The organism is Exiguobacterium acetylicum DSM 20416 (genome assembly GCF_000702605.1).
Taxonomy (GTDB): Bacteria; Bacillota; Bacilli; order Exiguobacteriales; family Exiguobacteriaceae; genus Exiguobacterium_A; species Exiguobacterium_A acetylicum.
Genome location: NZ_JNIR01000001.1, coordinates 1,175,861 through 1,193,765 on the forward strand (window position 1 = coordinate 1,175,861; position 17,905 = coordinate 1,193,765).

21 protein-coding genes, 1 pseudogene and 1 riboswitch are annotated in these 17,905 nt (G+C 49.4%); of the genes and pseudogenes, 12 read left to right on the forward strand and 10 right to left on the reverse strand.

Annotation, left to right across the window (positions count from 1 at the left end; genetic code table 11):
* The first annotated feature begins 6 nt into the window (after window positions 1-6).
* The 6 genes from P401_RS0106335 (at window position 7) to P401_RS0106360 (ending at window position 6,702) form a co-directional block, all read left to right on the forward strand.
* Entirely contained in the window at window positions 7-1,557 is a 1,551-nt protein-coding gene (locus P401_RS0106335; protein WP_051656267.1) for a GNAT family N-acetyltransferase, read from the forward strand.
* 292 nt (window positions 1,558-1,849) lie between these two features.
* Complete coding sequence (locus P401_RS0106340) at window positions 1,850-2,527, forward strand: 50S ribosomal protein L25/general stress protein Ctc (protein WP_029341732.1); 678 nt, start codon at window positions 1,850-1,852, stop codon at window positions 2,525-2,527.
* 95 nt (window positions 2,528-2,622) lie between these two features.
* Window positions 2,623-2,722: riboswitch (TPP riboswitch) on the forward strand.
* A 100-nt stretch (window positions 2,723-2,822) separates the two neighbouring features.
* Entirely contained in the window at window positions 2,823-3,395 is a 573-nt protein-coding gene (locus P401_RS0106345) for an ECF transporter S component (RefSeq protein ID WP_023468342.1), read from the forward strand.
* Entirely contained in the window at window positions 3,392-4,921 is a 1,530-nt protein-coding gene (locus tag P401_RS0106350) for an ABC transporter ATP-binding protein (RefSeq protein ID WP_029341733.1), read from the forward strand. Before P401_RS0106345 ends, P401_RS0106350 begins: the two co-directional genes overlap by 4 nt.
* Complete coding sequence (locus P401_RS0106355; RefSeq protein ID WP_029341734.1) at window positions 4,893-5,615, forward strand: energy-coupling factor transporter transmembrane component T family protein; 723 nt, start codon at window positions 4,893-4,895, stop codon at window positions 5,613-5,615. The genes P401_RS0106350 and P401_RS0106355 overlap by 29 nt, the downstream gene beginning before the upstream one ends.
* 55 nt (window positions 5,616-5,670) lie before the next feature.
* A complete protein-coding gene (locus P401_RS0106360) occupies window positions 5,671-6,702 on the forward strand; it encodes an NAD(P)/FAD-dependent oxidoreductase (RefSeq protein ID WP_029341735.1) in 1,032 nt (343 codons plus the stop codon).
* A 72-nt stretch (window positions 6,703-6,774) separates the two neighbouring features.
* On the opposite strand, the gene P401_RS0106365 is transcribed toward P401_RS0106360, so the two are convergent.
* Window positions 6,775-7,593, reverse strand: coding sequence for an alpha/beta fold hydrolase (locus tag P401_RS0106365; protein WP_029341736.1), 819 nt, complete (start codon window positions 7,591-7,593; stop codon window positions 6,775-6,777).
* Between the two features lie 154 nt (window positions 7,594-7,747).
* On the opposite strand from P401_RS0106365, the gene P401_RS0106370 reads away from it, so the two are divergent.
* Genes P401_RS0106370 through P401_RS0106380 form a run of 3 tightly spaced genes read left to right on the forward strand, consistent with a single transcriptional unit; the run spans window position 7,748 to window position 10,277 of the window.
* On the forward strand, window positions 7,748-8,251 hold the full coding sequence (locus P401_RS0106370; protein WP_029341737.1) for a hypothetical protein: 504 nt from the start codon (window positions 7,748-7,750) through the stop codon (window positions 8,249-8,251).
* A gap of 41 nt (window positions 8,252-8,292) precedes the next feature.
* Complete coding sequence (locus tag P401_RS0106375; RefSeq protein ID WP_029341738.1) at window positions 8,293-9,015, forward strand: hypothetical protein; 723 nt, start codon at window positions 8,293-8,295, stop codon at window positions 9,013-9,015.
* Window positions 9,012-10,277 carry a hypothetical protein gene (locus tag P401_RS0106380; protein ID WP_029341739.1) on the forward strand — a complete coding sequence of 422 codons (1,266 nt, stop codon included), beginning with the start codon at window positions 9,012-9,014 and terminating at the stop codon, window positions 10,275-10,277. The genes P401_RS0106375 and P401_RS0106380 overlap by 4 nt, the downstream gene beginning before the upstream one ends.
* A 1-nt stretch (window position 10,278) precedes the next feature.
* Here P401_RS0106380 and P401_RS0106385 read toward each other — a convergent pair whose 3' ends face one another.
* The 5 genes and pseudogenes from P401_RS0106385 to P401_RS0106410 form a co-directional block, all read right to left on the reverse strand.
* Window positions 10,279-10,515 carry a hypothetical protein gene (locus P401_RS0106385; protein ID WP_029341740.1) on the reverse strand — a complete coding sequence of 79 codons (237 nt, stop codon included), beginning with the start codon at window positions 10,513-10,515 and terminating at the stop codon, window positions 10,279-10,281.
* 117 nt (window positions 10,516-10,632) lie between these two features.
* On the reverse strand, window positions 10,633-10,962 hold the full coding sequence (locus tag P401_RS0106390) for an antibiotic biosynthesis monooxygenase (RefSeq protein ID WP_029341741.1): 330 nt from the start codon (window positions 10,960-10,962) through the stop codon (window positions 10,633-10,635).
* A gap of 224 nt (window positions 10,963-11,186) precedes the next feature.
* A pseudogene (locus P401_RS17620) lies at window positions 11,187-12,262 on the reverse strand (RNA-guided endonuclease InsQ/TnpB family protein).
* 121 nt (window positions 12,263-12,383) lie between these two features.
* A complete protein-coding gene (locus P401_RS0106405) occupies window positions 12,384-13,007 on the reverse strand; it encodes a hypothetical protein (RefSeq protein WP_029341742.1) in 624 nt (207 codons plus the stop codon).
* Window positions 13,007-13,435 carry a GNAT family N-acetyltransferase gene (locus P401_RS0106410; protein WP_029341743.1) on the reverse strand — a complete coding sequence of 143 codons (429 nt, stop codon included), beginning with the start codon at window positions 13,433-13,435 and terminating at the stop codon, window positions 13,007-13,009. Before P401_RS0106410 ends, P401_RS0106405 begins: the two co-directional genes overlap by 1 nt.
* A 44-nt stretch (window positions 13,436-13,479) precedes the next feature.
* On the opposite strand from P401_RS0106410, the gene P401_RS0106415 reads away from it, so the two are divergent.
* Window positions 13,480-14,265, forward strand: a complete 786-nt coding sequence (locus P401_RS0106415; RefSeq protein WP_158513342.1) for a pentapeptide repeat-containing protein — start codon at window positions 13,480-13,482, stop codon at window positions 14,263-14,265.
* A gap of 71 nt (window positions 14,266-14,336) precedes the next feature.
* Here the strand turns inward: P401_RS0106415 and P401_RS0106420 are convergent, their stop codons facing one another.
* Window positions 14,337-15,059 carry a nucleotidyltransferase domain-containing protein gene (locus P401_RS0106420; RefSeq protein ID WP_231925618.1) on the reverse strand — a complete coding sequence of 241 codons (723 nt, stop codon included), beginning with the start codon at window positions 15,057-15,059 and terminating at the stop codon, window positions 14,337-14,339.
* Window positions 15,049-15,522 carry a hypothetical protein gene (locus tag P401_RS0106425; protein ID WP_029341746.1) on the reverse strand — a complete coding sequence of 158 codons (474 nt, stop codon included), beginning with the start codon at window positions 15,520-15,522 and terminating at the stop codon, window positions 15,049-15,051. Before P401_RS0106425 ends, P401_RS0106420 begins: the two co-directional genes overlap by 11 nt.
* A 199-nt stretch (window positions 15,523-15,721) precedes the next feature.
* On the opposite strand from P401_RS0106425, the gene P401_RS0106430 reads away from it, so the two are divergent.
* Entirely contained in the window at window positions 15,722-16,291 is a 570-nt protein-coding gene (locus tag P401_RS0106430; protein ID WP_029341747.1) for a recombinase family protein, read from the forward strand.
* A 25-nt stretch (window positions 16,292-16,316) separates the two neighbouring features.
* Here P401_RS0106430 and P401_RS0106435 read toward each other — a convergent pair whose 3' ends face one another.
* Window positions 16,317-16,724 (reverse strand): hypothetical protein, encoded by a 408-nt coding sequence (locus tag P401_RS0106435; protein WP_023468357.1) that lies wholly within the window; start codon window positions 16,722-16,724, stop codon window positions 16,317-16,319.
* A gap of 144 nt (window positions 16,725-16,868) precedes the next feature.
* Between P401_RS0106435 and P401_RS0106440 the strand changes: the two genes are divergently transcribed.
* Window positions 16,869-17,252 (forward strand): hypothetical protein, encoded by a 384-nt coding sequence (locus P401_RS0106440; RefSeq protein WP_029341748.1) that lies wholly within the window; start codon window positions 16,869-16,871, stop codon window positions 17,250-17,252.
* Window positions 17,253-17,270: 18 nt separating this feature from the next.
* On the opposite strand, the gene P401_RS0106445 is transcribed toward P401_RS0106440, so the two are convergent.
* Window positions 17,271-17,798 carry a hypothetical protein gene (locus tag P401_RS0106445; protein WP_029341749.1) on the reverse strand — a complete coding sequence of 176 codons (528 nt, stop codon included), beginning with the start codon at window positions 17,796-17,798 and terminating at the stop codon, window positions 17,271-17,273.
* Window positions 17,799-17,905: the final 107 nt, after the last annotated feature.

The following is a 17,905-nucleotide window of genomic DNA, read 5'->3' on the forward strand; positions in this document are numbered from 1 at the left end:
CGTCTCATGATCGATTTTTCCATTGCTACCGCTTCGGACGCGGAAGCAATCCATGAACTGAACTACCTCACCTTCACGGAAGAGATTCCGCAACACCAACCGAATACCGAACGGAAACGGATTGACCGGTTTCATGATCAAAATACCTATCTGATCGGCAAGGAAGACAATCGACTCGTCGCGATGATTGCTATTCGGAAGCATCGTCCTTTTTCGCTTGAAGAAAAGGGCGTGACGCTAGATGAGACACTGACGGACCCAGCGGAAATCCGCTTACTCAGCGTTCGTCCCGAATACCGCAATAGTCGTACGTTCATGCAATTGATGCGCTTTTTGATGGTCTACTTGGAACGGGAGACGATTGATCATGTCTATATCAGTGGTACGACACGGGAAGCAAAACTATACGCGCGGTTCGGCTTCACACCAATCGCAGCGACGCTTGGTAGTGGCGATGCCCAGTTCGTACCGATGTTGTTGTCTCGCGCAACATACGAACGGTCCGTCATCGCGGATGTCTTACGTCCCCTGCATTTTCTAGCCGGTCCGGTCGAAGTCGCTCCGACGGTCCGTCAAGCGGCGCAACAAGCACCGCGTCCGCATCGGACGGCATCGATGCGTCAGCTCGATCAAGATTTACGGGACCGAATGTGTCAGTTGCTGGATTTGCCACATGTCTCGATGGCTGTCGGCAGTGGTACGCTCGCCAACGATATCGTCGCACAACAACTCAGTGGACATGGATTGATCCTAAACGGTGGCGAGTTCGGTCAACGCTTGATCGATCACGCGGCACGAGCCGGGAAGTCGTTTGATATCCACCTGCTTCCGTCCGGTCACCCGATCGACTTAGAACAACTCGCAAGCCAACTGCATCAAACGGAGTACGACTGGATTTGGTTGACGCATTGTGAGACGTCTACGGGCGTTCTTTACGATCTCGATGCGGTAAAAGCGCTGTTAAATCAACGAACCGCACTCATCGTTGATGCGATCAGCGCCGTCGGAACCGGACGTTTCTCGTACGCCGGTTGCAGATTCGTCACGACCGTCTCCGGAAAGGCGATTGGTGGGTTACCGGGTCTTGCGTTCATCGGGCATACGTCCAGCGTATTGCCTTCCTCCCGGATTCCACGTTATCTGGATCTCGGTCTATATGCGGAAGGGGTTGCTTTTTCCGGTTCCTCGAATCTGTTGCTGGCTTGTCAGGCAGCGCTGGATGCCATTGATCTCGATCAAGCAGCCATCAAGATGACCTATCTCGAACAAACCGTTCGCGCTACTGGTTTCAACCTTCTTGCGACTCAAGAAGCGCAAGCGCCGGGAATTCTGACGATCGTCCATCCGTCGGCAACCGCTTTAGGAGACGCTCTTCGGATTCAGGGCTATCACGTCCAGTATGAAAGCGACTATCTCGTCCGTAATCAATGGCTCCAAATTTCAACGATGGGACAGACGACGATGCGGCACGTTGAACGTCTCGTCCGTGTATTGGTTCGTGAAAACCAACGCATCACCATAAAAAATGAAAAAAATGAAAGACCTCTCAACCCTTGATTTCAAGCGATTTGGAGGTCTTTCGACTTTAAAAAATAAAAATTAGAGGTTTAAGGATTTAAAACATAGGGGTATAAACTCACTAGCACCGCATCAAACCGGTGACTTACTCACACATGTTTCTCAATATCAGCGTAATGACCTGGGAGAGAAATGCAAAGTCACGAAAGCGTCAGGCTCAATGCGAGTCTGGAACCGATTGTCTTAGCATGTTTCATATTGTTCAGGACTTGTCCTGCTCCTACATTCATTACCTTTTGAGGGCTATACCAAATTCAAGGGGGAAATGAACATGTCAGTTAAATTAACAGCCGAAAAACGCGAGGTACGTCCACGCTCACTCCGTAAACAATTACGTCATGAAGGAAAAGCTCTTGGTGTCGTGTATGGTTACAAAGTGGAAAGTACACCAATCTCATTCGAAGAAAAAGAATTGCTTAAAATCGTTCGAGAAAACGGTGAGAACATCTTGATTTCACTGAAACTCGACGGTAAAAATATTAACGTCTTGATCAACCGTCGTGATATGGATGTCTTCACACCAACTGTCGATCACGTTGAATTCATCGCCGTTAAAATGGATGAAGAGACAGAAGTCGAAGCAGACGTCGTACTCGTCGGCGAAGCAGCTGGCGCTAAAGTCGGTGGATTCCTGTCACAGACACTCTTTAAAGTAACAGTCGCAGCTACACCAGATAAATTACCAGAGAACGTCGAAGTCGACGTCACGAACCTCGAAATCGGCGATTCGATTTCTGTTGCTGATCTTCCAGAACAAAAAGATTTCCGTATCGTCACAGAAGGCGACATTCAAGTCGCAGCTGTCGTCGAATCAACGCTTGAACAAGAGCTTGAGGAAATCGAAGAAGCAGAAGCTGAGGCACAAGCGGAAGCTGGTGAAGACAACGAAGCGGAAGCTACGGAAGAGTCTTCAGAAGAAGCAAAAGAAGAGAACGAAGACAACAAATAAGTCGTTTGACGATACGCCCTTCGTGGCGTATCGTTTTTTTGTGTCTTGACAATAGACAGAAGATTGCCTAAAGTGAACAGCGTATCACCTATTACCATATCCACTAGGGGAGCCCATTTGGCTGAGACGATTCACTTCGGACCCTTCGAACCTGATCTAGTTCATACTAGCGTAGGAAAGTGGAGCGATCACATCCAATGACTCCTGCTGCGCGCAGTTTTTCTGAGGACCGCTCTCTTTTTTACGGAGGGCGGTCTTTTTTGGCGTCTCCCCCATTCTAAGGAGGACGTACCTAATGCAAAACTGGAAAATGAAAGAAATCATGGTCATGATGATGCTCGCCGTCGCTTGCGGGGTCATCTATCTTGGTTGGTCAACACTCTGGTTACCGATGTCTGCGATCTTCGGACCGGTCGGTGCCAACTGGATGTTTGGGATCTGGATCATCGCGAGCCCGCTCGTCGCAGCAATCATTCAAAAACCAGGTGCCGCTCTCATCGCGGAAATCGTCGCGGCAGCCGTCGAGCTGTTCACGGGTAGTCACTTTGGTTTATCGGCTCTTCTAATCGGGGTATGCCAAGGGCTTGGTGCGGAACTCGTCTTTGCGATGACGCGTTATCGCCGTTATGACACATGGACATTGATGTTATCGGGTGTTGGAGCCGCGATTGGTAGCATTGTCTATAGTCTGATCGCGAACGGATTCGGTTACTACACGACGACGACGTTGCTTGCGACAACTGGCTTACAATTAATTAGTGGCGCATTACTGGGCGGCTTGCTTGCAGCGATTCTCGTCCGTCGCCTTGTTGCGACCGGTGTCTTGAACGGGTTTGCGGCCGGACGTGCGAAACGGGAAGTCGCATGATTATTGTCGACGACCTCAGCATCCGCTATCCGGGTCAGATGAAATCGGTGCTCGATCATGTATCGCTGACGATCGAACAAGGAACGACCCTTTTGCTTGGACGCAGTGGGAGTGGCAAGACGACACTGCTTCATGCCCTAGCCGGACTGACACCGGAGACGATTGAAGTCGAACAGACTGGTACCGTTACCCGGTCCGGTTCGGTCGGAGTCTTATTTCAAAATCCAGAAGAACAGTTCTGCATGGAAACGATCGGACGCGAAATCGCTTTTAGTTTAGAAAACCGGTCGATTCCAAGTGCGGAGATGGAGGAACGAATTGAACGCTTACTCGCACTCGTCGGTCTCCCTCTCCCCTTCTCGACACCGATCGCGAGTCTATCCGGGGGGATGAAACAGCGCCTCGCGCTCGCCGCGGTCCTAGCGCTCGAGCCGACGATCTTATTACTCGATGAACCAACAGCCCAGATTGATCCAATCGGACAACACGAGCTGATGGCGTTGATCTTTCGGATTCAGAAAGAACACGATTTAACGATCGTCTTGATCGAGCACCAACTCGATGTCTGTTTACCGTACATCGACCAGATCGTCTTACTTGAGGACGGATCGATTACTGCGACGGCGCATCCGCAGGATTTGTTCCCGCAGGCTTATACAGAGCTTCAATCGAAAGGCATCGCTGTTCCTTCTTTGTATCCGTACACGTTAGAGACGTTACCCATAGATGGACCACAAGCAGCGCGACTTCACGTGCTTCCTCCAGTCGCTACAGCAGGCATTCCCGTGTTACACGTTGCTGCATTATCGACGAAAGCCCCTTACCCGCTGACCGATGCGACATTTTCCCTGCAGACAGGAGAATGGGTGATGCTGCTCGGGGCAAACGGATCCGGGAAAAGTACGTTGCTTGCAACACTCGGTCGGTTGCTTCCCCATCGTGGAACATATCGGTTCCAGGAACGTCCGGCTCAGCGTTACTCCCGGAGACGCTTTTATGAGCACGTCGGCTATGTCTTTCAACAACCGGATCTGCAGTTTCTCAAGCTGACGGTTGAAGCGGAAATCGACTGGAGTCACCGAGCAGCGACGAGTGATGAGCGCACGACGTTGCTCGAACGGCTGGAACTCGCATCCGTCAAACAGCAGTCACCGCTTGCGCTTAGTACGGGGCAACAACGACGGCTCAGCGTCGCGACGATGCTCGGGCAGGCGAAGGATTTGTTGTTGCTCGATGAACCAACGTTCGGACAGGATGGATTGACGACGCGGCGGCTCATGAAACAGTTGTTGACGGAACAACAGAACGGAACGACACTCGTCATGGCAACGCACGACATGGAACTCGTCGCCCGATACGCAAATCGTGTCCTCGTCATGGAGCAAGGGCGGATTGCTTTTGACGGGTGTCCGAACGAGTTGTTCGCTGACGTTCCGTTACTCGAACGCTGTCAGCTACAACGCCCACTTTCGTACCAATTCCAGGAGGTGAAACGCGATGCAGACGAACGCGTCATCGTTCGCTAAACTCAATCCTGTCATCAAAGGTAGCGGATTATTTTTGATCATGTTCGCTCTAATCGCAACGAATGACTGGGGCAAGACGTTGGTATTCCTAAGTTTTGCTATCGCTCTGCTACTCCTCTCCGGGTGGGGTCCTCGCGATTTCTTGAAACGACTCGCACCTTACAGTCTATTATTCTTATTGACGTTCTGGATGATGGCAGCCTACGGCAAAGGAACGAATCCTCTATGGTCGTTTGGTTGGTTTCATGTCACATCGGAAAGTGTCATGCACGGCTGGTTACTTGCCTTACGGATGGCAACGTTCGTCTGCTTAAGTTTCGCTTTCGTCACGACGACCGATGCGATCCGGTTCGTGATGAGCTTGATTCACCAAGCAAAGGTATCGCCTCGCTTCGCGTACGGATTTCTTGCCGGGATCCGCTTTCTTCCACATTTGGTCGAAGAAGTCCGCGTCTTACGGCAAGTCCGGATGATTCGGAACGTTCACAGTCGCTTTCCTGGTGATGCGTTCCTATCAATCGGCTTACCGCTCTTCTCGCGATCGATTCAGCGGGCAGAACGGATGGCAATCGCTTTCGAAGCCCGTCATTTTTCAGCAGAACGGACATATTATGAAGTGCCAGTCGTTCAGCGCCAGGATGTTATCTATCTCATGGTCATCCTCCTGTTCATCAGTCTTGTCTTTTGGCTATGATTACCACCACCCGTATCCGGGTACATTCTAGCAAGACAGATTGAAGGAGAACGACATGAAACGAATCCTCTTGATTGGTGCAGGACACGCTCACCTGCATTGCATTACCAATGGACCAACAGAAGACGTCGAGTGGCTGATTTTAAATGCCTCGACGTACCAATATTACTCAGGCATGTACTCCGGACTTGCTGACGGAACGTACGATATCGATGAGATCCGTATCGACGTCGCCGCACTGTGTCGCGCCAATGATAAACAGTTCATCGAAGAGACCGTCATCAAAATCGACCCCGATGAAAAGGTCGTCTTCGGTGCATCCGGCAGACGCTATACCTATGACGTCGTCTCGACGAATATCGGCTCGTTCGATTGGTCGGAAGACACGACACGATTATCGATCAAACCGAACTACCGGTTACCGGATACATTAAAGCGTCTGCAACAAGCAAAGTGTCCGGTCGTGATTGGAAGCGGTGCAGCGGCCGTCGAGATGGCGGCGTCCTTAAAAGCAGCGGGTGTGCCGATCACCCTGATCACGGATCCAGAGTTACTTTCAGGACACCCAGCAGCGGAAGCCATTACACGACGCTTACAAGAACTCGATGTTCATTGGATTCGAGAACGGTCACTGAACGAGTCGTCTCCTCTCCGCTTTTCACATCACCCGCCAATCGAGTCGGATGCGCTCGTCCGCTTGACGGGTGCGAAAGCTCCGGCATTGTTTGCGGACAGTAAGCTCTATACGGAAGACGGATTCCTACTTGTCAATGAGCAGTTGCAAGCGCTCGATCATCCAAGTCTGTTTGCTGCGGGTGACGCGGCGACCCTCGTCGCTTATCCCGATATTCCAAAGAACGGCGTCACAGCTGTCCGGCAAGCACCGATCTTACTGGCAAACCTCTTGCGGTATGTCAAAGAAGAAACGTTGCGATCCTATCGTCCGCAAACGAACTATTTGACGATTTTATCGATGGGACCACGTCATGCGGTTTCCCTGTATGGTAATCATTATTCGACACTGCCGTTCGGTTGGTACCTGAAGCGTTGGATTGATCAACGGTTCATGCGGAAGTATCGCCCTTAAAAGCGTGCGCCGGCGCACGCTTTTTTCTGTACACAAAAACAAGCCGTGGACGGGTGTCCATGGCTTGTTAGATTAGACGGTTTGATTTCCTTTGACGTATGACAGTAATGTCTCGTTGAACTTCTCTTGTTCATCAAGCAACATGCCGTGTCCACTCTCTTCGAAGACTTCAAGGCGTGCATGTGGAATTTCCTTTTGCATTTCTTCCGCGAACTCGAACGGACAAACTTGGTCTTTTTTACCGTGGATGATCAACGTATCGACTTTGATGTTCTCGAGTTTTCCACGTAAGTCTTCGTCACGTAAGGCGATTGCTGACTGAATCGTACCGTGGGACGAAGCGGCGATACTAAGTCCATGGAACCATTGTTGGAGTGGTTCTGGATGTTCCTTCGCAAAGAAGATTTCCCCGAATCCTTTGAGCATCGACGGACGATCCTGTTTCGTGTCGGCAATCAACGCATCGACTTCTTCTTTTGTCATTCCGTATGGATAACCGTCTCGCTGTGTAAAGACAGGTGCTGCAGCTCCTGCGAGAACGAGCTTACTGACTTTTGAATCCCCGTATTGTAAGAGATAGGACAAGGCGATTCCTCCTCCCATCGAGAAACCAAGCAACGTGACGTTCGATAATTTCAGCTGTTCGATGACTTCATTGATATCGGACGCCATCGTCTTGTAATCATATCCCGTTGCCGGTGCATCTGATTTACCATAACCGCGATAATCGATTCCGACGTAACGGTATCCTTCTTCGACGAGCAGATTTTTTTGATACTCGAACATGTTATTGTTTGCCGGCCAGCCGTGTAGAAAGACGACTGGTTGACCCGATCCGACGTCCTCGACGTAAATCTTCGTGCCATCAACCGCTTGAATGAATGTACCCATCATAAAACCCCCATAGTAATAGATTGACCGTGCATGCATCTATTATTCCCGAGTCAAGGGATGTCAAACATCTTGATGTTAAAGCATTATAGAAAATTCTGTCTATTATAGAAATTATGGTAAAATATAGTCATTAAGATGAAGGAGGTTTTTCATGAGACGCTATATACATACCGGTATTCTCGCAGGCGCAGTCCTACTTGCTGGATGTGGAAAAGAACAATACTTAGACCTTACATATGATGCCAATTACTGGGGCGGTATTTCGACTACTTTTAATGGGCAAGAGATACCGGATCTCCCTAAAAAACAAACGGCTGCTTTATTGAAAATTTGTCAGCAAAAACCGGACTTGACGCGCTTACCTGATCGATATGTGCAACACGAAGGGTTTGACTTATACTTCCTGCCTCCGAATGTCCAAGGGCGCGAATTCCAACACGTTCGTTTCTTGTCAGATAAAAAAAGGACTATCTGGCGTGTCAGCCGATTCGCCACGCGGATTATGCGGTCCATCAGATCAAGCGAAGTGATTATCCATTCGTCGATTGGTCAAAACAACCGCTTAAAGCCAAATCGACAGTCGTTCGCTTTAAACCTGTCCCAAAAGAAATCACGGATCAACAAAAACAGGAAAACGAAGATCAGAAAGAAATAAAAGAGCTCGGACGGTACCTCTTCCCGTCCTATCAACTATCTTTGCCACCAGAAGGACAACTCGTCGTCTACATGAAAGAGAAAGGCAAAGATAAAGAACAAACACTCTTTGAGACGACCGAGTCACTATCCGGTTCCGAATTGAATTTAGCTTTTCGCGTTAGTCCGACTGGTGGTTTCCAACAATCGTCGATTGAGCTGATGTTCAGTGGTGACCGTGTCGGATTCCCTTCGACGATTCAAGAATATATGAATGGACAAATCTATCAGATTGAGCGGAAGCAACTGCTGGATACGATTGCGACAGGTCAGACCGTCCAGTTCGCGACCGTTCGGAAACAAGAGGACGGAAAAGTCGTCCAAGAAACATCGATTTATTTGCGTTTTAATAAAACTTATAAAAAACCTGTGAATTACGATTATGGATTCCTTCAAGCATCCTCAAGCAATTATGTCGGTTTCATCCATCAATCACCGAAACAGCTCATCGATAGCGATTATAAGTTCGTCTCAGCAATTCCTGACAAGCTAGCGAAAAAAATCGCTCAGGAATTAAAAGAGACCGAAGTGATGGAGCCACAAGGGACAAAACTAAAGCAGAAAAAATTGACGTTGATGCGCGAAGGGAAAAGCCAAATGTTCGAGCTATTCGAACGCAAACGCGCCAAAAAACTTGAAATCTATGTTGTCAAACCAGGATCAAAAAACGGTGCGAAGCTGTCGGGTACGACAAGTGAAGCACTCAGTGAGGTGCTCAATCAATGAACAAACGTTTCTGGATCGGACTCACACTCGGAGCAACGCTAGCATTAAGCGGTTGTCAAAGCGATGCGCCGAATTTCAAATGGGATTACTTATCGCAAATGTATGACGGAGGGCAATTCAACGAAAAAGAATCTCGTACCTTGTCAGCTAAAGAACGAACTGCCATCCAAAAAACGTGCGCGTCGAAAGTGAGCGATGCACCTACTGATTACGCTGTCGGCGATATCTATTCCGTCATGATGACGAATCCGTTCGAAGATTATGAAGGTCAAACCGTTCGTTACGTGAAAGCTGGAAAGAAGAGATATTTATATTGTCAGACATCGTTTAAAGGCGGGTACTATCCATTACCAAAGAAAGACGATGTCTTCAAGAAGACTGCTCTGACTCAACAACGGAAGAACTTTAATGTGAAGCCTACTGTATTAAAAAAAGACGACTGGTTTAATCCTGATGAGAAGATCGCAGATCATTCTGCTCGAACATTAGAACTTCCAGGATCAGGTTACCTCGTCATCGAGGCGACGGATGTCACAAAAAAAGATACACGTACGACGTCTTTCGTATATACGAATTCTTTGACACCGTTCACCCGTGATGTCGATCTCTATCTCGTCTACAATCAACAATTCGGTTCGACATACGACGTTTCGGTTCGAATACCACAGTTGTATGGTGGACGGCGTGCGGAACACCCGATCCATTCAATGAAACATCCAGGAAAGGTCCGGTTCATTCCGGGTGACGGAACACCCGAGCATTATGGAACGGTCATCGCAACGGAGAAAAACGGACGCGAATTCCGCTACGAATTATCGATTCGACACACGACGGAACAACCAACTGAACTCCAAGAACCGAATCAAACAACAGATGATCTTGTTGTGGATAATGAAGAAATGACGTTGATCCATCAAAGACAGTTCTCGCATGTCCGTTTTGAAGAAGATGATCAAGGAAATCGTATTTCGGAGAAAGGTCTCGATTGGGACCATATGATCATGATGACCAGTGATGAATCCGGGAAATTAAAAAAAGCAATCAAGACAAGTGAACAAGCTGACGTACGAGGAAAACGGGCGAAGTGGAAATATTTGACGTTCCGAGATGGAGTGAAAGGACAACAATACGAAGTTTATCTCGATAAGCGTGTCAAAAAGACCGATGTTTATTTAAAAGATCCGAAGCGTGACGTGTCGATTCACCTATCAGCGACAGGTCGTGACATCCTCCTTCCTTTGTTCGAGCAATACGAAAAATGACTCACGCCATGAAGACGAGATGTTGCAACAAATAAATCAAGGAACACCAGAAGATGAAAGCAATCCCCTCTCTTAACCACTCTTTACGCGTCAACGGTTCACGTAAGAAGGACACGCAAGCGAATAGTAAGACGAAGAAGTAGAGATAAATGAAGCCACCGCTCGTCAAGAAACCAAAGAGCAGGATCATACCACCGAGGACGGACAGGCTAGAGACGACAGGTTTACGATAGACCATGCGGTGTCACCTCGCTTCATCTAGTTTGTTAGATTATACCCAGATTACGGAAAAAAATCTATTGTAATGTACTAGACAACACCCCTTGAGAGGCGTCCTCCCAAGGGGTGTTGTTGTTTATTCCACGACGGCACTGTGATCAGCGACGATCGCATATTGCGTGACGGTATTCGACGTCACGAGCGGTTTGACTTCGGATGTTCCGTTATCCCGCTTATGGTGCACGCCTTTGTACGCTTGACTCTCTTGCCATGCATGGAATGCTGCTTGATTCGACCATGTCGTCATGATCGTGACGATGTCTTCTTCTTCCTGACTGATATCGACGAGGACTTGCATCCGGTGAAACCCTTCCATCCGTTCAATTCCTTTCGTCGTCTTAAAACGCGCTGCGACTTGATCTGCTGCACCTTTGACGACGTGTAACTGGTTCATGACGATCCACATGTTTACTTCCCCCTTTTTTCGTCTTTAGTATACTAAAAGTCATGGGTCGTAGAAAACACGGATGCGTTATCGCTTGTTGACACTCCCACGGCTAAAGCTGCAAGCCCACACCGTTGGTGAGGGGGGATTCTCAAGTGCTTGGCGGACTCAATCCATTTCTGCTTCGTCCGAGCCTTGAGGTAGGGGTGTGCCATCACCCCTCCTGAGACAGACCGTATAGGTTCTCAGGCTGATGGACTGTTACCATCCATCACAGGTGCGTATCGAATGTTCATCGCACCGACGGCGTCCCGATGTCCTTTAAACCCACAGGCACACGTGTAGACCCTATCCCTCACCTTGTTCCTGACGGAACAGGATGGCAGGTCTGACTCGTGTAGGCGGGGTTCACATACTCAACCTTGATGCCCGACAAGGCGGCTTTGTATTCGATGAAGGACGCGAGACGATAGAACGACCATGAGTGGAGGTTCTGGTTGTTTTTACGGCTTGTTCTTGCCGTCTGTCGGATGTTCGCCAAGAGTTCGAGGCGAATGACAGAGATTTTCTTCTGTCTTGCAAAATCGACGATGGCTCGGCTGACCTTGTGGTCCTTGTCCCGCATCCACCGCTGTTCCTTCTGATTGCGTCGTTTGATAGCCCTCGGCTTCTTCTTTTTGCCGAGTGCCTTCCGTTCCGCACGGAACTTGCGTTTCATATACTTGTTCTTACGACCGTTCCCGAAGAAACGGGTCGTGTCGTCATCGGTGACGGCGACCGCCGGCACTTTCAGTCCGAGGTCAACCCCCATCATCCGCACCCCCGTCCGAGGGACGGTCGGTACATGGACGGAAATCTGAGCAATCCACTTCCTTCCCTTCTTCGTGACCCTGAGCGTCCCGAGTTTGTTGGCAAGGAGTCGGGTATTCCGATTGTCCTTGTCAACCATGGGAGCACGGAATCGCATCTTCACGGACTTCCCGTCCATCCAAACGGGGAAGGAGATGCTCTCGAAGTCGAAGGAATAGTTCTGATTGTTCCAGACGCAGACCGGCTTTTTGAGGACAGGGATGCGTTTGAACTCCTCTTTCCTCGCCTTCTTGTAGATGCCGACGGCATCTCCTGCGAGTTGGTTCTTCACGGCGCTCGGAAGGGGGGTGTCGATGTCCTTGCTCGACCACCTCTTCCCGTCCTCGGAGGCGACCATGTTCGCCACGACTCGGTTGGCGGTCTGGATATAGGTCTTGCCCATCCTTTTTAGGATGGCATCCTGACGACGCGTGGCATAGATTCGAACTTCTACCGTGACGACTTGACTCATCTTTGACACCTCTTTCATCCTAATAATCAACTCCATTATAGATTTACTATAAATGCATTTCATCAGGAAGAACAGTCGAGGACATGCGGTGTCTGAAGACACCCCGTCTCCGAACTCGCTATCAGCCCACCCCTAAAGGAGTGGGCTTTCTCGCTCGTACATTCTGTAACGTCAAGCGCTGGATCGTCTCTTTTCCGTCTACGCTCGTCGCGATCATCTCGAAATAGAGCGAATGCGGGAAGGCATCCGGTAACGGTTGGACGGTATGGAAACGTTCCTGATCTGCTACCGACAAGGAACGTTGCATCGGACGAAGCGGCGCTTCGCCTTCAGCCGTCGTCTTATACGGCTCGAACCGGATCGATTTCATTTGTTTCGAACCATTCATGCCGTAGGCGACAAGGTATCGACCTTCGTCCGTCGTCAACAAACGACCTTCAAACCAATCCGACTCCCTCGTCTGTTTTGAGCGAATGATTCGGTCGATTCGTTGTGACTCATCGGTTTGTTGCAGGAGCAAAAACAAGCGGTCGTGCTTCGCTTCAAGATACGCAACGGCATAATGGTCAGATAGTCGTTCGACGAAGTAGACATCACGCGCTTCGACTGGTGTGTTCGTCATCTGTGTATATAACTGGGCGACTTGCTTCGCCGTAAAGGAAACGGTCTCTTGACGTGGATGCATCCCCGTCAGCGTTCCGAGCACGAGACCGAACAATAAGATGAGGAAAAGACGCCGTTTCATCAGTCAACCTGTTTGACGAGCAGATGGTAGCTCATCCCTGGTGGATAGTCATCGATTCGTCCGACTTCGACGAATCCCTGTCGCTCATAAAACGGAAGCGCTTGAAACGAGAACGTCTCGACGCGGATTCGCTGAACACCCGCTGCTCGTGCCCATTCCTCCAGTTGACGGAGTAACTGAGTACCGAGCCCACTTACCCGTTCCTCCTCGACGACGAAGAACCATTCAATATGTAACCAGCCCCAGTACATTTCTCCTGAGATGCCGCCGATCGATTGATCGTCACGCGTCGCAAGTAATGTGACGGCTTGTGTTCCCTCGGAGCGTTTCGTCGCATGAAATGGTGAATGCTCGACATTGTATTGACGCACTTGTTGTTGAAGCCAGTCCTGTCCGTCCTCATTTTCCTTAAGTTGAAATTGCAGCATGTCCAAACTCCTTTCTTGTTATAGTAATAATGGAGGTGAATACGATGGAACCCACGTTCCAAATTGATTGTACGAAGTGTTTTGGTTTATGTTGTACAGCACTCGCTTTTTCGAAATCCAGTGATTTTGGTCATGACAAATCGGAAGCAACACCGTGTCGTAATCTTGATACGGACTACAGCTGTCGGATCCATGACCGGTTACGTGACAGCGGCTACAAAGGCTGTACCGTCTATGATTGTTTTGGTGCTGGACAGCATCTGTCACAGCAGACGTTTCAAGGCGATGATGCGCCCAAGCGACGCCAAGCGATCTATGCTGCTTTCCCGAAGATGGTCCATTTATTTGAGATGATGTGGTACATAACCGACGGGAAACGCGATGTCACGCGTGACATCCACGATCAACTCGATGAGACACTTGCCGCACTGACCCGGTACGCGGCATTACCAGCCGATCAATTTGAACGACTTGATGTGATACCTGTTCGTCATACCATCCGACCACTCCTTGAGATGGTCGCCTCACGTGTTCAAGCTCAGTATAGCGGAAGACGCGACCAGACACCACGTGACTGGGTCGGAAAACAGTTACCCGGGCGTGATTTTTCAGGTGCCAGTGTTCAGAATCAGTGGTTGCTCGCGACGAACTTGTCAAATACCCGCTTGCGCGGGGTAAACTTTCTCGGGGCTGATTTGCGAGACTGTAACGTCAAAGGCGCGGATTTGACGGATGCGCTCTTTTTGACACAAGCACAAATTAATTCAGCGATCGGCAATGCGGCGACACAGTTACCGAATCGTTTACTTCGTCCATCCCATTGGCGTTAAACAGAACTGAACGATAAAGAGGCACGTTTTCGGTCGATTGATCCGAAAACGTGCCTCCTTTTGAATGCTTGTCATCGTTTACCGAGCGTAAAGCCATCAAAATAACGCCCGCCGAATGGTGCGAGATAAGCATCGATTAACGCGACGACTTCTCGTTGGTCATCCGATTGATAATACAACTCGAATGCCATTGTATGTCGGCTGGCATAGTCTTCGTCAAACTCTGCAAGAGCGCGAATCGCCCACTTCCCTTGTCCGATGTAGTAACGATTGGCACGAAGAACAAACTCGATACTCTGTTCATATAAACGTGACGCAATCGCTAGACCTTCTGCGCGGTTCGTCACACTTTCGAAATCGTCGAGCAAATCACTTAAAAAATAACGTGCGCGGTCTTGTTCCGAATTCGTCCACGCAACAGGTCCGTCCGTTAATTGGTGAGCCGCTTCCTGACGGATAGATGCAAGACGCGGATGATCCTCGATCGTCCAGCTGTCAGCAATCATTCGTTGCAGGGACGGGCGACCACGTTCCCGGTCACTCTCGAAAAAATGTGCAATCGTCTCAAAGGAATGGACGAATGCTTCGACCGGGACACCGTCATGGATGAACGACTCCCGGTACGCCTGACCTCGACTTGCTTCAAAAATGATCACATCGACATCTGATTGTGCGGTCGCTTGCCCTCGCGTATGGCTGCCGGCAAGTAAAACAGCACAGTGATTCGGGTAACGTGACGCAACGAGCGGCATGATCCAGTCGCACCACTCCATGCGTGTCCACTTAGTCTTCAACTTGTTCACCGATTCCGGAGAAGACGGCCAGTTCGTCACCCGGTACGGCAACGATCGTCGCGTCGGCTCGGTGTGGCGCGAGACCGATATCGATCGCCCACGATTCATAATATGTATCCGATCCGTTCAGGACGAGCGTTTGTCCGTTGCTAAACGTTAGGAATAAGTGCGGTGCCGTCTTTCCGATTCGCACACCGGTGATGCGTTCCGCGTGAAGTGAGACGATCAAATGTAACATCTCTTCTTTCGTCGCATGGCGGACGACCCAATCCTGTGTCGTCTCGACATCGCCGTAAAACAGACGGTCCGTCTCGATCCGTAGTCGTAGTTCAGGCGCTGTCGTATCGAACAGATTGATGAATTCGAGCGTGACGTAGCCTGCGACATGGACCGTCGCTAATTGTGTACCGATGAAATAGGTCGTCAAGAGCTGACGGGCGAGTTGATGATCTTCTTTGTTCATGATGAGCACCTCATTTAAAAAGAATGAATGGTATCGGGATGAGTCCGAGAAACTTACTTCCACTCAATTTACCACAAATTAGTCGATACGAACATGAGAAGAAAGGCATGTTTTCGGTTTTCTACGGCACGGAGGTGAGAATACGGTATACTGATGAGGAACTGACGTCGATCGTGATCGACAGAAAGGAGCTCCATCCATGCAATATTTCTACATGAGACCCTATCCGGATGATCCAGACTGTTCTATGCAACAAGCGGAAGCCGACAAGAGTGATGTGACGACACGTGTCATCGAGACGCATGATTCGGCTAAACGACGGACGGCACTCGAACAGATGCTTGAGGCACTTCAGACGGGAGACGAAGTCATCGTCTCGCATCTCTACATCTTAGCAGACTCGACGCGGCACTTGATCGAGTTGCTTGAGCACATGGAGACTCGTGGTGCGACGCTGTGGTCACTCCGCGAACAGATTCGGACGAGCGAGCGTGCCTCCTTATCGTTTCTTGAAACGGCCCGCCATCTCGTTCAGCTGCAAAGTGACGTCATCAGCATGTCGACGCGTGCTGGACTCTCTAAAGCAAAAGAACAAGGAAAGCAGACCGGTCGCCCCCGGAAGCCGGATGAAAATGCCCGCCGCGCGATCGCCATGTATCAAAGTAAAAACTATTCGCTCGCTGATATCCGCGAACAGACCGGTATTAGTAAAAGTACGTTGTACCGATATCTCGAAAGCGAGACAATCGATGCAACGGATAAAGGCTGACTCCATCATGGAATCAGCCTTTTTTTCAGCTATTTTGCTTTAAGGTGTTGCCGAGCCATTTTTGGAGGGCTTTTCCGCCTTCATAGAACGAGCTGTCTCGTAATTCATACGTATGACCACCTTGTTCAATCAAGTCGAGGAACGTATTTCCGACATCCCGGTTTTCCCATTTCCGCTGATCCGTCAAATACTTGAAACCGAAGTTACATTCGACGTTGAAGATGATGTGGAAGGGTTCCTTGAACGATTGGACGGCGCGGATCATCTCGATCAAGATCATCCGTTTTGGTGATGACGCTTCGAATGTATCGAATAAGGTCGTTCGGCGTCCGTGAAACTCGATGACGCGGATCGCGCGACCGGTATCCGCTTTAAAATCATAACTCGTCCGAATCGAGACGATGATCTCGCGTTGGTCTGGTTGTACTGGCATGGTATATCGCTTCCTTTCTCTCGGTCGATTATAGCATGGACCTGTTCGATTTTAATAGACATCGTCGATTCGGTCTCAAGAAGGATTGTCGCAACCTAAAATTTGTCTTATACTAAAATTACCAATACATAAAGGAGCGTTTTCGTGAAACATCTATTTTCGATACTCCTCTCGGCGAGTCTTTTGTTCACGGGTTGCTACTGCACCCTCGACGAACGAACGGACGAGCCGCACTTCAAATCACGTGCCCGCTCCATTTCCTCGTATCATACCTTCGACATCGAATATGCGAAAGGACTACGGAAGGAGCAAGTTTCGAACCGAACGGTCACCGTGACGGATTCGAATGGCGAGCGGATGCAAACGGAGATTGAAGTCCTAGACGGCAAAGAAATCCGAATCAAACCACCGCGCTCTGGATACAAAAAAGGACGTCGCTACATCATCCACATTCGGGATTCGATCGACGCCCGCAAACAAGTCCATACGAATACGATTCGGGAACGAACCTTCACTGTCGACCGCTGACAGACAAGGTTCGTTTTTTTATTTGGAACGAGCCGGAAAGACGGTGTAACTCATCGAGATGACCCCATCGATCACGAGGACGAGCCCCCACAGTTGTAACGTCCGTAAGAGACTCTCCGTCTGCTCAGCATCTCCCAGCCAGAGAATCATGGCACCGAGTAACGTACCACCAATCAAAAAGGCCAGGATGTGTCGATAGAAACCGTTGCGTTCCCGTCGCGCACGCGATATCCGTTCTTTTGCTACGTGCTCTTTTAGGACAAAACGGCGGTAGACTCCATCCGCCCAGGCAATCATTTGTTTCCCAAATGCAAGTGAGACGCCGATATAGATCGCAGCGAGACCGTGCGCGAGCGTTGCTGTATTGCCGCGACTTAAGTCAAACACCGTTAAGACCAGTAAGACGATATCAATCACCGGTGACATCGCCATCAATCGAAAACCAAGCTTCTCTCGTCTGAATCCATAACGCACGATCAGTCCGGCGACAATGAATACCCAAAATAGAATCTCACAACCGACGATTGCCCACGCGACGAGTTGCATATCAATCCTCTCCTTTTTTAATACGACTGTATCATAAAGATAACACCTCTTTCAGTGCTTGACTAGTCTTTTTAATACATTCGTGCTAAAAAAGATGATATACTTGA